We start from the raw sequence: 14,955 nt of genomic DNA on the forward strand, positions 1-14,955 counted from the left end.
ACTTCTATTAGAGAATTAACTTATGAAATTCCTGTATTGAAAGATGAACAAAGGAAAATTGCAGATTTATTTAATCAACTCGACAACCTCATCGCCTTTCACCAGCGTAAACTTAATAAGTTAAAAATATTAAAAAAGACTTATTTATCAGAAATGTTTCTCGATGAAAGAAAGCGTATACCAAAAAGGCATTTTTCTAGTTTTATTTATGCTTGGGAACAACGTAAGTTCATAAACGTTTTTGATTATTTACAAAATAATTCACTATCACGCTCAGAATTAACAAATAAAGGTTCAGTAATTAATGTACATTATGGAGATGTTCTTATTAAATACGGAGAGGTATTAAATGTAAATAAGGATGAGCTTACTTACATATTAGACGATTCACTTGCCAAGAAATATCAGGTTTCTTATTTGAAAAATGGAGATGTTATTATTGCTGATGCCGCTGAAGATAATACCGTTGGAAAATGTAGTGAAATAACTGGTTTAAATGAACAAATAGCATTGTCAGGACTACATACAATTCCTTGCCGCTCAAAAATAGAATTTGCAAAAGGTTATTTGGGATATTATATGAATTCAGACTCTTTCCACAATCAGTTATTGCCTTTATTGCAAGGAACAAAAGTATCGTCAATTTCAAAGTCTTCGATAAAAGAAACAGAAATAATATATCCTAAAAATCTTAAAGAACAAGAGGTAATTGGAGAGTATTTATCCAACTTGAACCACCTCATCGCCCTTCATCAGCGTAAATTAGAAAAGTTAAAAAATTTAAAAAAAGCTTATTTAAACGAGCTATTTGTTTGATACCAACATGTGTATTTATAATTATTACAATATCGACCAAAAAACAGATAAATATTAGTAACAGCAAGCATTATAAAATAACATTTTATACTAAAAAAGCCGTTAAAATAATAAAAACAAGGAAATTCTATTTCAACAGAATTTCCTTGTTTTCTATATTATTTGTTTTAATTAAGCATGAATTGGTAGGCCTAATGCCATTTCTGCTGCATCCATAACTGTTTCTGATAGTGATGGATGTGAGTGGATTGTTAATGCAATATCTTCGGCATTCATACCTGATTCGATTGCTAAGCCTAATTCTGCGATAATATCTGAAGCGCTGATACCTGCTACTTGAGCACCCACAATCACTTCATCTTCTTTTGTCACAACTAAGCGTACAAAACCTTCTGTTGCATTTAGTGATAATGCACGACCATTTCCTGCTAATGGGAATTTAACAGCTTTAACAGATAAGCCTTTTTCTTTTGCTTCTTTTTCTGTTAAACCAACTGTTGCTAATTCTGGGTCTGTAAAGCTTACAGCTGGAATCGCTTTGTAGTCAACGGCTACCGCTTTTCCTGAAATAGCTTCTGCTGCAATTTTTGCTTCATAACTTGCTTTATGTGCTAAAGCAGGGCCTGCTGTAATATCACCAATCGCATAGATGTTTGGTTGTGATGTACGGCATTGTTCATCAACAATAACTAAACCACGCTCTGTTGTATTAACGCCTGCTGCTGATAAGCCTAACTCATCATCTGTATTTGGGCGACGACCTACACAAACCATTACATAGTCAGCAGTTACTTCTTCTTGTTTACCGTCGACTTCGTATTTTACAGTAACACTGTCACCATTATCAATAGCCTCTTTAGCCATTGCTTTTGTCACAACTTTAACACCTTTTTTCGCAAATGATGCTTCTACTAATTTAACCATATCTGCATCAAATGACGGTAAAATACTTGGTGAACCTTCTAAAATAGTTACTTCTGAACCTAAGTTGGCATAAGCACCACCTAATTCTGAACCGATGACACCTCCACCGATAACAACGAATTTTTTAGGAATTTCTTTTAAATTTAATGCACCAGTAGAGTCAATGACACGTTTACCGAATTTAAAACCTTTAATTTCGATTGGACGGCTACCAGTAGCTAAAATCATATTGTTAAATGTGTATGTTTGAGCAGATTCTTCTGTAACAACACGTAGTGTGTTTGAATCAACTAAGAATGCTTCTCCATAAACAACATCAACTTTATTTTTTTTCAAAAGCATGCCAATTCCAGATGTCAATTTATTGACAACTTGATTGTCTTTCCATTCTTGTGTTTTTGTAAAATCAATTTTAACATTTTCAGCAGTTACACCAAAAATATCTGAGTGTTGAGCTTCTTGATAACGATGTCCAGCAGCAATCAATGCTTTAGATGGAATACAACCAACGTTTAAACAAACGCCACCTAAATTACCTTTTTCAATAACAGTAACTTTTTGTCCCATTTGTGCTGCACGAATTGCAGCAACATATCCACCAGGTCCAGCACCGATAACGACTGTATCTAGCTCAATGGCGAAATCTCCTACTACCATGTTTTTATCCTCTTTTCTCTTTTCTTAATTAGCCTTCCATTAACATTAATTCTGGATCTGCTAATAAACGTTTGATTTCATTCATCGCTTTTTGAGCAGTTGCTCCATCAACGATACGATGATCAAAACTTAATGATAATTTCATCATACGACCAACAGCTAATTCGCCATCTGCATTTACAACTGGCTCTGTCGCGATTGTACCAACACCCAAAATAGCAACTTCTGGATAGTTAATAATTGGAGTAAACCACATGCCGCCTACTGAACCAATATTACTAATTGTAATTGTACCATTTGACATATCAGCTGGTTTTAATTGTCCTGCATGGGCTAAAGCTGCTTTACTATTAATTTCATTCGCAATAGCAAACATACCTTTTGCATCAGCGTTTTTAATTGTTGGTACATATAAACCATGATCAGTATCTGTGGCAATACCTACATTGTAGTAGTTTTTGTACACAATTTCTTGAGCTGCATCATCAATAGAAGCATTTAATACCGGATATTTGCGTACAGTTGCAACCAATGCTTTCACAACGTATGGTAAGAATGTTAATTTAACATCTTGGCTAGCTGCAACGTCTTTGAATTTTTTACGATGATTCCATAATTTTGTTACTTCTACTTGGTCAAATAATGTTACATGCGGTGCTGTATGTTTACTATTAACCATTGCTTTAGAAATAGCTTTACGGATTGGTGTTAATTTTTCACGAGTTTCTGCTTCAGGTGTTTGTGATACATAAGGAGCAGGTGCTGCTTGAGCCACTTGTACTGGTTGGTTAACTTCTTGCACTGGTGCTACTTCTACTACTGTTTCTTGTACTGGAGCTGATACTGTTCCACCTTGTGCAAAGGCATCTACGTCTGGTTTTGTAACACGTCCACCTTTTCCACTTGGTGTTACTAATGTAATATCTACACCTAACTCACGTGCATGCTGACGTACAGATGGCATTGCTAATACATTTTTACTTGGAGCACCAGTTGGAGCTGATGGTTTTACTTGTTCTTGTGATTTTGGTGCTTCTGGAGCAGGTGCTGCTTCAACCGGTGCTGATGCTGTTTCGCCACCTTCATGTCCCTCTGCTTCAATTTCAACTAAAACTTGTCCAACAGTTGCAACAAAACCTTCTTCAACTAAAATAGTTAATACTTTCCCTGTTACAGGAGAAGGAATTTCTTCAACTGATTTATCATTTTGTACTTCTAATAAGGTGTCATCTTCGTTGATTGTATCGCCAACAGCAATATGCCATTTCACAATCTCACCTTCATGAATACCTTCACCAATATCTGGTAATTTAAATTGGAATGCCATGTTTATTATCCTTTCTTTTTTAGACATTTATTAATAGATAAGAGAAAAATGTTTGCACATCTTTCTCTTTCTGAATTAGAAATTATAAACTTCTCTTACTTTTTCTTCAATATCGTTCGCATTTGGTAACCAATCATGCTCTGCTTGACCAAATGGGAAAATTGTATCTGGAGCTGCCACACGACCAATTGGCGCTTCTAAATGTAGAACAGCACGCTCTGCAATTTCAGCCATAACCATTGCACCAATACCTGCTTGACGTTGTGCTTCTTGAACAACAACAACACGTCCTGTTTTCTTAACTGATGCTAAGATTGTGTCTAAGTCCAATGGAGATACTGTACGTAAGTCTACAACTTCAACAGAAATATTTTCTTTTGCTAATTTTTCTGCTACTTTCATTGCTTCACGTACCATTGCACCGTATGTAATAACAGACACATCAGTTCCTTCAACTGGAACAGATGCTTTACCGATTGGTACGATGTATTCTTCATCTGGTACTTCCTCACGGAATGAGCGGTATAATTTCATGTGTTCTAAGAAAATAACTGGATCGTTATCGCGAATTGAAGCAATCATCAATCCTTTTGCATCATACGGATTACTTGGAATAACAACTTTAATCCCTGGAGATTGTGCTAATAATCCTTCTAAATTATCAGAGTGTAATTCTGGTGTATGCACACCACCACCAAAAGGTGCACGGAAAGTAATTGGCATTGTACGTGTACCACTCATACGGTAACGTGTACGTGCCGCTTGTGCTACAACTGAATCCATTACTTCAAAAATAAAACCTAAAAATTGAATTTCAGGAACTGGACGGTATCCTTCTAATGCTAAACCAATGGCTAAACCACCAATACCTGATTCTGCTAATGGTGTATTGAAAACACGGTCTTCTCCAAATTTATCTTGTAAATCTTGAGTAGCACGGAAAACCCCACCGTTTTTACCAACGTCTTCCCCAAAAATCAATACATTTGGATCACGTTCTAATTCATGTGCTAAAGCGTCCGTAATCGCTTGAATCATTGTTTTTTGTGCCATGATTATTTATTCTCCTTTGCTTCAAATTTTTCAATTTGTTCTTGAATATCTCTTGTTGGTGTTTCAAACATATTTCTCAAGAAATCAGAAACTTTTTGTTTAGGCTCTTGATCTGCCAATTTAACAGCTTCTTTAATTTCTTCTTTTGTTGCTTCGATAACTTCGTCTTCTTTTTCTTTAGACCATAATCCTTTTGCTTCTAAATATTTGCGGAAGCGGATAAGTGGATCTTTCTTTTGCCACTCATCTTGAACACCTTCTGGTTGATAACGTGTTGGATCATCTCCTGATAAAGTGTGTGGACCAAAACGATAACAAATTGTTTCAATCAATACTGGACCATTTCCTGCTACTGCATATTCACGTGCTTTTTTCGTAATAGCATATACAGCTAAAATATCCATTCCGTCAACTTGGATACCTGGAATACCTGCTGCAACAGCTTTTTGTGCTAATGTTGTTGCTTTTGTTTGTAAAGAACGTGGTGTTGAAATTGCCCAACCATTATTTTGGATAAAGAAGATAGCAGGTGCATTGTATGCTCCAGCATAGTTAATTCCTTCATAGAAGTCACCTTGTGAAGAACCTCCATCTCCTGTATATGTAACAGCAACAGCTTGTTTACCACGCATTTTTAAACCTAAAGCGACACCTGCAGCTTGTACATATTGCGCACCAATAATAATTTGTGGTGGTAATGCTTTTAATGTTTCTGGGTACACATTTCCTGCTGCGTGACCTCTTGACCATAAGAATGCTTGATGTAAAGGTAAACCATGTTTAATCAACTGTGGTACATCACGGTATCCAGGTAATAATACGTCTTCTTTTTCAATCGCAGCAATACTTCCTAATTGACTTGCTTCTTGACCTGCAGTTGGTGCATAAAATCCTAAACGTCCTTGTCTATTCAATGCTGTTGAACGCTCATGTAAAATACGTGACCATACCATATCTGTCATCAATCCTACTAATTCGTCATCTGATAAATCAGGTAATAAATCAGGATTTACAACTTTTCCTTCTTCATCTAAAACTTGTACCATAGAAAAATCAGTATTATTTGTATCAAACAATGATTCAACACTAAATTTTGCTTTTTTTGCTACCATGTTTTATTCCTCTCTTTGCTCGTTTATTACAGGCGATAAAACACACTTCAAAACTGTATTCATTTATCGACCCTTCATCTACAACTTTAACACTATTAAACAAGTTTAGCAAGTATTTATTATAAAAGTTGTTAATTGTATAACCCTTATTTTTATTGTGATTTTTAGCACTATTAAAATCATACTCTTTTTTCTCATTTTACAGAAATGTGTTATAAAACAGAAAATAAAACTGTTTCATTCTGTCGTATCGTGTACCATTATTTCAAACCCTTGCTTTTCTTCTTTATACATAATTGCCCCTTGTTTATCTGTTCGATAAATCAATGTTTTTTCTAATCTGTCAAGTACCTCTTGATGAGGGTGACCAAAGCGATTATTCACTCCGCACGAGATAATACTGACACTTGGTCTAATATGCTCGATAAATGCTTTACTACTTGATGTTTTACTCCCGTGATGCCCAACGACTAAAATATCTGCTTGTAAATATGGGTACATACTTAACAATGAATGCTCTACTTTTTGACTTGCATCCCCCATCAACAACCACTTTTTCTTATTGAATGTCATTAAAAAAACTAAAGAATGGTCATTGTTTCCTATCCCCTCTTCAAATGGGTAAAGTAACTGTATCGTTGCATGTCCTACATCAAATGTTTTTGGAGCAACAACACTATCCGTTCCTCGAATAGTTGCTCCTTTTCCAAACACAATTTTCTCAACAGGTATTTTTTCTCTTAATTCTTCTAATGCACCGCAATGATCTTTATCTTGATGCGTGATAAATACAGTATTTATTTTTGAGATACCTAAAGCTTTTAATGTTGGTATCAATGTTCGCTGGGCTAGTGATTGTCTTTTTTTCTCTTTCCATTTTTGTTTAGGACGAAATAAAACATCTCCTCCTGTATCAATCAGAACTGTTTGACCATCTGTTTGAAGTAATAAACTACTCCCTTGTCCTACATCAAGTACTGTTACTTGCTCTTTTGGTAGCTGCACAAATAAAATACATATCATCAGTACATAAACGAGATACTTTTTCTTAACTTTTGTATACAAAATAAGACAAATACCTAAAGCCACATACTGTATATCGAATAGGCGTCCTGTCACAAAAAATACGAACGGTTGTCGGCTTATCCATTGTACACATGCTAATAGCAGACTAACACAAGTATTTAAAGGATCAAGCAATACAGGAATTAAAGACATTAGCCATATCCATAACATTGTGATGCTGAACCATTTTCTAGGTAAAAGGAACGGAAATAGAAAAACACCAAAATAGTGCGCACTCATGAAAGGAATAGAAAAAAGGAAATTGAGCATCTTTTGATGGGGATATATTTGATACAAAACGGGGATACCAAATCCTAATTGGAAAGCGAGTGTAAAAACGCTGTAAGGATTAATAAATATCGTTATAAGCATAAAACCCGATAGAGTATCTAAACGAGATTTTGTGATTGCTTCATTTAAAAAAGCACGCTTGATACCGAGTGTCACTTGACTTAAACAAGCGAAAACACTACAAATCATCATCAATAATTGAACCGTTTCTCGTGTAAAACCACATTTATAAAGATATTTTTTCAGACATATCAGTATATATTGAATGTGTACGCCTGATAATAATACTAAAAATAACATTCCACTTTCTTGAAAGGGTTCCAGAATATCACGCTCCACATCTTTAAATAAACTAGCATTTAAAAACGCTCGTAAAGGATTGGGAAGATACTCTTCTAATTGTTTTTGTATAAATCTTTCGATATTAAAGTGACGAGATATGAGATGATACGCCTTGATATTGAAAGACCAAAAAATAGAATACTGTTCTTTCATATATTTTGCCATATCAAACTGATATGGATTACGAGCTGATGGCAGTGTTTCTAAGGTACCTGTTGCCTCTATCACAATATCATCTGTTAAATCCAGCCAAAACATAGCCTCTTTTTGTGTTTTAGCTTTTATTTTTAAATAAATTTTCTCTTGTTGAATAACACCTTTAGCTGTCACAGTATCTCCATTCACACGCACTGTATTGGCAAATAATGTTACTGAATAGTGTGTTTGATTTGCAAAAAGAGAACTATGTTTATGTTGATGGTGTATAGAAATATATGCAAAAATAAGTACAGTAATGAAAGATAGATATAATACTTGTTTATGTCTAAAACACAATAACCTAACCCACCATATCGCAAAAATAAACCAAAATACACCTCCATACAAGAAGGATACAACCGTTATGACGGCTGTTAAACTAAGAAATATCCATTTTCCTTGCATGAAAGACTAACCAAGGGTTTTATTTTTTCAATGAGGCTATTGGAAAAGCCTTTTATCTGTTTTAAATCTTCTATTTTCGTCAGACGTTTTTGTTTACGATATTCTAAAATAGCATCCGCTTTTTTCTCACCTATCCCCGTAATTGTCATAAGTTGTGATTTTGTTGCTGTATTTAAATTGATTTTAGTTGATTGTAAATCATTCTGTTCATCAATATTTGGAATAATAATCATCATTTCATCATAAACAAGCTGAGCGAGATTAACTGCTTTCCTATCTGCATTATCTGTAAATCCGCCTGCTTGCTCTACTACATCTTTTACTCTGGAATCTTTTGCCATTTCATAAATACCTTCATGATTTACAGCACCTTTAATATCTACATAAATCTTTTTTTCTGTTTGTATATCAGTTGTTTCTTGAGAGATTAAAGTTGGTTTAGGAGCTTGTATAAAAAAAGCAGACCCTATTCCTATACTAATAGATACAACTATAAAAAATACTATACATATATATTTATAAGTGCTCGCCCATTTTATAATGACGTCTTTATTTAACACAATTTTTCACCTCACTTATTATATATGCAAGTTGTTGTAGAATTTGATAAGAAATTTATTTTATTCAAAGCATTAAATGTTATTCTTCCATTGATTTTCAGCCATATTTTTGGTATTATCCTAAAAAATAAAATATAAAGGGGAATTGACAAATGTTCTATAAAACTAGTCAAAAATTTCAAAAAGTTACCAAAATTCAAGTTTTAACGCTACTTTTTATTTTAATACGAACAGCATTGAATTTGCTGCTCGTTGTTAATATTCAAAAAATAATTGATTATATTGCTGAAAAAAAGCATACTCAACTTAATGAAACACTCATTCACATCACTATTATTTTAGGCTTTTACGGCATTGTTTTGTTCATTGCTCAATATTTTCTTAGACAATTATTCTATATTGGTAAATTGTCTATTATAGAAAATCTGTATCAACTTACCATAAATAAACCAATTTCCTTTTTTCAAAAATATTCTCACCGTCATTTAGTATCTAATATTACCATTGATAGTAACAAAATATCGGACTGGTATTCTCAAGGTATTATTATTTTTCTCACACAAGTCATTATATTAGTGACAACGCTTTGTCTAATGAGCTTTTATCACGGTATTATTACAGTGATTATATTCACAACCATTCTTACTTGTTTTTTTATCGTCAAGATGATTACAAAAAAAATAGCACGTTTAACATCCGATAGCCAACATTTATTTGCAGATATTCATAAAGCTATTTCAGAATCTTTTGATGGTATATTTCATATTAAACAACTCCAAAAAGAAAACTACTTTACGAATTACATGTCACATAAACTAACAAAACAAAAATATATTAATCAAAAAATTGCTGTTTATTTTTCACTTTATGTCAGTATATCTTCTTTCGTTGCTTTTGTGTTGCCTATGATTAGTTTATTGCTATCTGTTTTATTTATTCTAAATAGCCAAATGACATTAGGGGCTGCTATTGCTATGTATTCTTTAACTCGATTATTACATGAACCGATACGTGTGATTGCGGATAAATTAAATGAACGAGATATTGCTTTACAAACTCAAAAAAATTTGCATCATATATATTCCCCTACTCCAAAAATATCTTATCAATCATTACCCGAACTAAAAACATTAAACATTGCTATTCAATCATTTAACTATAACAATAAAAGCATTCTTTGCGATGTTTTCTTTTCTTTAAATAGAGGAGATGTTTTAATCATAAAGGGAGAAAGTGGGGTCGGTAAAACAACACTTAGTCATCTCATCATGAACACAATAGATACTCATCAACTGAATGGTACTATCATGTGGAATGATATTTTGCTTAATGAAGCAGTCATATATAATCGATTTTCTAGTATACTAAAAACAACACAAGATCCGTTCATTTTTGAGGGAAGTATTTTAGAAAATATATCATTAGGCGATATATTTTCACAAGAAGAAATGGATACTATTATACATATAGTTGGTCTAGAAGAGTTTGTAAAAGAAAAAGGTTTATCATTTAATCTATTAGAAAGTGGGCAAAATATTAGTGGTGGACAAAAACAACGAATTGGTTTAGCAAGAATTTTAATTAGAAAACCCCAACTACTTATTTTAGATGAACCAACAAGTGCTCTTGATAAATCTTTGAGCCAAGAAATAGCCAAAAAGATTATTCATTTTACAAAAGCACACCACATCACAACCATTATTATTACTCATAAAGAAGAATTTGATATGTTTGCTAGAAAAACAGTACAATTATAGTAGGATTGCTTTAATAACAAAAAGACAAAGAGCATCGTAAAGTGGATATTTTTAGATACTAAAAAACAAAAAAGTGAGGACAACATGACAATATGTTGCCTCACTTTTTTATTCTAATTTACTCGAAATCCTTATGTGTCATAACAGTAGGTTGTGGTTCAAAGACAACTGAAAATTTTGGAACATCTTTTTTTACAACCGCATTTGCACCAATTTTTGTGTGTTCTCCGATAGTAATATTTCCTAAAATTTTAGCACCCGCACCAATTAATACATTATTTTCAATCGTTGGATGTCTTTTTTCATGCCCTAAACTCGTTCCACCTAATGTAACACCGTGATACATCAAAACATTATCACCAATTATAGCTGTTTCACCAATCACAACGCCCATACCATGATCAATGAACAACCCTTTTCCAATCTTTGCACCCGGATGTATTTCAATACCTGTTTTTCGTCTTGCTCTTTTTGATAAAAGACGTGCTAACAGATAATGCTTTTTATTATATAATTTATGTGCAAAATAATGGTAATTTAATGCTTTTATATGTGGATATGTTAATAATACCATCCATTTTGATTTAGCACTTGGGTCAATAGTCATTGCACGTTCAATACTGTTGTTTAATTGTTTAAAAAATCCCATTATACCTCTAAATAGGTTACATCTTGGTAATCAAAAACAGAGAAATATTTATCTGCTCCATCAGCCAAAACGGTAACAATCACTTTATCAGGATATTGTTCAGCAACTTTTTTAGCACCTACAAGCGCTGCACCAGATGAAATACCGATACCAATACCTGTTGTACGCATAAAGTTTTTTGCTTCTTCGATTGCTTCATCATTTGTAATAGTTAAAACATCATCCATAAGTGAGCGATCAAAGTTTTCAGGAATGAATCCTGTTCCAATTCCTTGGATTTTATGTGGTCCGCCAATTCCTTTAGAAATTGCTGGCGAATCTGTTGGTTCTAATGCAATGGCTTTGATTTCTGGTTTTTCTTCTTTTAAATAACGTGTAACACCTGTAAATGTACCACCTGTTCCAACTCCTGCAACAAATAAGTCAATATTTGGCACTTGTTCTAAAATTTCTTTTGCTGTTGTTTTATAATGGTAATTTGGATTAGCCGGGTTATCAAATTGGCCTAATGAAATAGCATTTTCATTATTTGCCACTAATTCAGCGGCTTTATCAATAGCACCTTTTGTTCCTAATTCTTTCGGTGTTAAAACTAATTGAGCTCCGTATGCTTTAATCACTGTACGACGTTCAATACTCATACTATCTGGCATCACAATAACGGCTTTTATCCCATGAATCGCTGCAATTAACGCTACTGAGATTCCTGTATTTCCACTTGTTGCTTCTACTAAAACGGTGTTTTCATTTATAGCACCTTGACGTACTGCTTCTTCAAACATACCTAATACAGCACGGTCTTTTACACTACCACTTAAATTGTATTTTTCTAATTTAGCATAAATATTTGTTCCGTCTATTTGATAAACGGGTGTATTCCCTATAAATGTTAATGATGATGTCATCTATATACCTCCTAAAAGTGATGTGAAAATTATAACATAAAACTAACAAAAAACAAGTGAATTATTCAACAAATAAAAAAAGCGGGTAAACCCACTTTTTTATTTATTGAATGTATCTTTTACTTTTTCAACAACTTCAGATGCTTTTTCTGTCACTGTTTCAGTCACATTTTCAAATGTTTCTGTTGCTTTTTTCTCAACATCTTTATAGACTTCTGATACTTTTTCTTCAGCTTGTTTTGCTAATTTTTCAAAATCCATTATGCCATCTCCTTTCTTTTATACTTCCAACTCTTTTAACACTTCTACCATTTTCTCTGGTTCATGTTCTGAAATAATATGTGTGTATACACCATCCTCTTTATGTTTTGTACACTGGAATGTTATAACTGGTTTTCCTTTATGTAATGCTCTTTGTACAATATTATCCACTTCATTAAAATGATTGATATCTAAATAAACCGAACATCGATTTAATAGATCTTCTATTTTTGCATCTATCGCAAGTGGACAAATAAAGGCATTTTTATATTGAGCTAAATTTAATAAAGTAGAAGACATCATTGTATGAGCAGCTACACTAAATCGATAATTTGGTAAAGAACGAATTAAATATTCGATATGCTCAATGTATTGTGTATTCGTTAAAATAAAGCAATGATTTTTTTGATGATATTGTGTGAATGTATTTGTATCGACATTTTTTATTTTCCAATGGGATTTTATGTCAGACCAATCTAAATCATGATAGAACCACCATAACTCTCGAATACCATTGTAACTTACTGAATTCCACGGTTTATGATGCGTACTATAATGAAAAATAATCGGTTGTCTTTCTGATTCACGCTCAACAGTTCCAACCCACTCTGCACCTATTTGATAGTTGTAACATTGTGGCAAAACGAAATAATCAGGATACAATGTATTTAATACCGTTTGATCGCCTACTTCTAACTGACCGATATGCTCTTTTGTATAAGCTATCGTTTTCTCCATGAATTTTTCTTCACGGCATCTAACTAAATTTAAGAGTAATACACCTGCATTAAAATGTCCAGTATAACGTTGTTGATCCCAATCTTTTACAGCAGCAATAGTATAATGTTCAAGATCTATCGCAAACAACTCATCTAAATTTTCTGTGACAATCAAATCCACGTCCAAATAAAGAGCTCTATCTTCTTCTACAACTTCGGGTATCATATATCTAAAATAAGTCACATAATTGATATGGGCATAAGGACCATTAAATTTACTTAATGTATAGTCTACTAATTTAACATCTTGAATGGTACAATTTAACGGTTCAAGATGTTTTTCAACAGAAAGAAACCATTTTTTTGGAATATCATCATTTAAAATATAAAACTTAATATGTTGGTTATAAACACAAACAGATTTTATTGCTGTTAATAATGGATCAGTATATTTATTATCTGCTGCGAATACAATGGCACGATACGACATAATTCATCCTCCTATCTGTTTAGTCTATTATACCCCCTGTTTCATTGTCAAGCATTATTCGTACAAATATGCATTATTTCGGTTTACTTTTGTAAACCATATACATTTACACATGAAACTATTCGTTTTATAATAAGAACATACTAAAAGAAAAGAGGATATATTATGCCGAAACAAATTCCAGTAACCATTGTAAGCGGATTTTTAGGAGCCGGAAAAACAACCTTAATCAATAAAGTATTAAAAGAAGAGCATAAAGAACATATTGCTGTTATTATCAATGAATTTGGATCTGTTGGTGTGGATCATCAATTTGTTTTAGATGTTAAAGAAGATATTTATCAAATGGACAATGGCTGTTTATGCTGTACATTAAGAAACGATATTCCTTCAACTTTAGAATCTATTCTATCTGCAAAAGAAAAAATGGGTGTAAAAGTTGACCGTATTTTATTTGAAACAACAGGGTTAGCAGACCCTGCCCCAATTGCACACACATTTATCAATGTTCCATTTTTAAATGAAAACTTTATTGTAGATGCTGTATTAACTGTTGTTGATGCAAAAAACTTCTTAAAAGAAACAAAAGAACAAGAAGAACCTGCTAAACAAGTTGGCTTTGCTGATAAAATTTTTATTTCAAAACATCAACTTGTTGATTCACAAACATATCATGATGTTATCGAATCAGTTCGTTCTATCAATGCTTTTGCACCGATTCAAGATTTAAGCGAAAAAGAAGTTACCTTAAAAGATATGTTTAATTTAGAACTTTTCTACGCTAGTGAAGAAAAAGTTCTTGAAATGGAAGAACGTGCAAAAGAGGACGAATGCCCTCATTGTCATGAACATCATGAACACGGTGAACACTGCTGCCACCACGAACACGGTGAATGTTGTCATCATGATGAAGACTGCGATTGTCATGACCATGAACATTGTCATCATGACGAACATGATTGTGATTGCGACTGTGATCATCATGACGAACACGGTCATTGCAAACATCACGGTGAACATAAACATCATCATAGACACCCTCATCATAGCGGCATTACGTCCTTTGTATTTGAAGCAGAGAAACCATTAAATTTAAGCAAAATCAATCAATGGTTAAATGAATTAGTATACTATTATGGCGAACAATTATATCGTTATAAAGGTATTTTAAACGTTGAAGGTATTGAACATCAAATTATTTTCCAAGGTGTTCAAATGAGTTTCGATATTTCAAAAGGACGTGATTGGGGACCTACAGAACGTAAATCTACACTTGTCTTTATTGGAAAAAATCTCCCTGAAAAACAGTTACGTAAAGGATTTGATGAGTGCACAAAATAATTGACACATTCTATAATCTTAATACGTAATCGAGTTCATACGTTTACATATCAACGCTATTTGATAGTATTAACATCAAGTGG

13 protein-coding genes are annotated in these 14,955 nt (G+C 33.1%); 3 read left to right on the top strand and 10 right to left on the bottom strand.

What is annotated here, in order from left to right; genetic code table 11:
* Positions 1 to 816: restriction endonuclease subunit S (locus GMA06_RS04685; protein WP_205426227.1), on the top strand; the 816-nt coding region annotated here is incomplete at its 5' end.
* Positions 817 to 987: 171 nt separating this feature from the next.
* On the opposite strand, the gene lpdA is transcribed toward GMA06_RS04685, so the two are convergent.
* The 6 genes from lpdA to GMA06_RS08615 form a co-directional block, all read right to left on the bottom strand.
* Positions 988 to 2,397 carry a dihydrolipoyl dehydrogenase gene (gene lpdA, locus GMA06_RS04690; RefSeq protein WP_163561851.1) on the bottom strand — a complete coding sequence of 470 codons (1,410 nt, stop codon included), beginning with the start codon at positions 2,395 to 2,397 and terminating at the stop codon, positions 988 to 990.
* Positions 2,398 to 2,425: 28 nt separating this feature from the next.
* A complete protein-coding gene (locus tag GMA06_RS04695) occupies positions 2,426 to 3,724 on the bottom strand; it encodes a 2-oxo acid dehydrogenase subunit E2 (RefSeq protein ID WP_163561852.1) in 1,299 nt (432 codons plus the stop codon).
* Between the two features lie 75 nt (positions 3,725 to 3,799).
* The gene (locus GMA06_RS04700; protein ID WP_163561853.1) at positions 3,800 to 4,777 is read right to left on the bottom strand and encodes an alpha-ketoacid dehydrogenase subunit beta; all 978 of its coding nucleotides are present in this window, start codon (positions 4,775 to 4,777) and stop codon (positions 3,800 to 3,802) included.
* A 2-nt stretch (positions 4,778 to 4,779) separates the two neighbouring features.
* On the bottom strand, positions 4,780 to 5,889 hold the full coding sequence (gene pdhA / locus GMA06_RS04705) for a pyruvate dehydrogenase (acetyl-transferring) E1 component subunit alpha (protein WP_163561854.1): 1,110 nt from the start codon (positions 5,887 to 5,889) through the stop codon (positions 4,780 to 4,782).
* Positions 5,890 to 6,126: 237 nt separating this feature from the next.
* Complete coding sequence (locus GMA06_RS04710; protein ID WP_163561855.1) at positions 6,127 to 8,190, bottom strand: ComEC/Rec2 family competence protein; 2,064 nt, start codon at positions 8,188 to 8,190, stop codon at positions 6,127 to 6,129.
* Entirely contained in the window at positions 8,160 to 8,750 is a 591-nt protein-coding gene (locus tag GMA06_RS08615; RefSeq protein ID WP_163561856.1) for a ComEA family DNA-binding protein, read from the bottom strand. The genes GMA06_RS04710 and GMA06_RS08615 overlap by 31 nt, the downstream gene beginning before the upstream one ends.
* A 152-nt stretch (positions 8,751 to 8,902) precedes the next feature.
* On the opposite strand from GMA06_RS08615, the gene GMA06_RS04720 reads away from it, so the two are divergent.
* Positions 8,903 to 10,507, top strand: coding sequence for an ABC transporter ATP-binding protein (locus GMA06_RS04720; protein ID WP_163561857.1), 1,605 nt, complete (start codon positions 8,903 to 8,905; stop codon positions 10,505 to 10,507).
* Positions 10,508 to 10,625: 118 nt separating this feature from the next.
* On the opposite strand, the gene epsC is transcribed toward GMA06_RS04720, so the two are convergent.
* The 4 genes from epsC to GMA06_RS04740 all read right to left on the bottom strand — a co-directional run bounded on the left by epsC (position 10,626) and on the right by GMA06_RS04740 (position 13,531).
* Positions 10,626 to 11,156 carry a serine O-acetyltransferase EpsC gene (gene epsC, locus GMA06_RS04725; RefSeq protein WP_163561858.1) on the bottom strand — a complete coding sequence of 177 codons (531 nt, stop codon included), beginning with the start codon at positions 11,154 to 11,156 and terminating at the stop codon, positions 10,626 to 10,628.
* Positions 11,156 to 12,061, bottom strand: a complete 906-nt coding sequence (gene cysK / locus GMA06_RS04730; RefSeq protein ID WP_163561859.1) for a cysteine synthase A — start codon at positions 12,059 to 12,061, stop codon at positions 11,156 to 11,158. The genes epsC and cysK overlap by 1 nt, the downstream gene beginning before the upstream one ends.
* A gap of 99 nt (positions 12,062 to 12,160) precedes the next feature.
* A complete protein-coding gene (locus GMA06_RS04735) occupies positions 12,161 to 12,322 on the bottom strand; it encodes a hypothetical protein (protein ID WP_163561860.1) in 162 nt (53 codons plus the stop codon).
* An 18-nt stretch (positions 12,323 to 12,340) separates the two neighbouring features.
* A complete protein-coding gene (locus tag GMA06_RS04740) occupies positions 12,341 to 13,531 on the bottom strand; it encodes a glycosyltransferase family 8 protein (RefSeq protein ID WP_163561861.1) in 1,191 nt (396 codons plus the stop codon).
* Between the two features lie 165 nt (positions 13,532 to 13,696).
* On the opposite strand from GMA06_RS04740, the gene GMA06_RS04745 reads away from it, so the two are divergent.
* Positions 13,697 to 14,872 carry a GTP-binding protein gene (locus GMA06_RS04745; protein WP_163561862.1) on the top strand — a complete coding sequence of 392 codons (1,176 nt, stop codon included), beginning with the start codon at positions 13,697 to 13,699 and terminating at the stop codon, positions 14,870 to 14,872.
* Positions 14,873 to 14,955: the final 83 nt, after the last annotated feature.

Origin of the sequence: Granulicatella sp. zg-84 (assembly GCF_010892375.1) — a bacterium.
In the GTDB taxonomy this organism is placed as follows: Bacteria; Bacillota; Bacilli; order Lactobacillales; family Aerococcaceae; genus WM01.

Bases quoted from the DNA above. Each gene is read 5' to 3' on its own strand.
- lpdA (WP_163561851.1), bottom strand. From the start codon at position 2,397: ATGGTAGTAGGAGATTTCGCCATTGAGCTAGATACAGTCGTTATCGGT.
- GMA06_RS04695 (WP_163561852.1), bottom strand. From the start codon at position 3,724: ATGGCATTCCAATTTAAATTACCAGATATTGGTGAAGGTATTCATGAA.
- GMA06_RS04700 (WP_163561853.1), bottom strand. From the start codon at position 4,777: ATGGCACAAAAAACAATGATTCAAGCGATTACGGACGCTTTAGCACAT.
- pdhA (WP_163561854.1), bottom strand. From the start codon at position 5,889: ATGGTAGCAAAAAAAGCAAAATTTAGTGTTGAATCATTGTTTGATACA.
- GMA06_RS04710 (WP_163561855.1), bottom strand. From the start codon at position 8,190: ATGCAAGGAAAATGGATATTTCTTAGTTTAACAGCCGTCATAACGGTT.
- GMA06_RS04720 (WP_163561857.1), top strand. From the start codon at position 8,903: ATGTTCTATAAAACTAGTCAAAAATTTCAAAAAGTTACCAAAATTCAA.
- epsC (WP_163561858.1), bottom strand. From the start codon at position 11,156: ATGGGATTTTTTAAACAATTAAACAACAGTATTGAACGTGCAATGACT.
- cysK (WP_163561859.1), bottom strand. From the start codon at position 12,061: ATGACATCATCATTAACATTTATAGGGAATACACCCGTTTATCAAATA.
- GMA06_RS04735 (WP_163561860.1), bottom strand. From the start codon at position 12,322: ATGGATTTTGAAAAATTAGCAAAACAAGCTGAAGAAAAAGTATCAGAA.
- GMA06_RS04740 (WP_163561861.1), bottom strand. From the start codon at position 13,531: ATGTCGTATCGTGCCATTGTATTCGCAGCAGATAATAAATATACTGAT.
- GMA06_RS04745 (WP_163561862.1), top strand. From the start codon at position 13,697: ATGCCGAAACAAATTCCAGTAACCATTGTAAGCGGATTTTTAGGAGCC.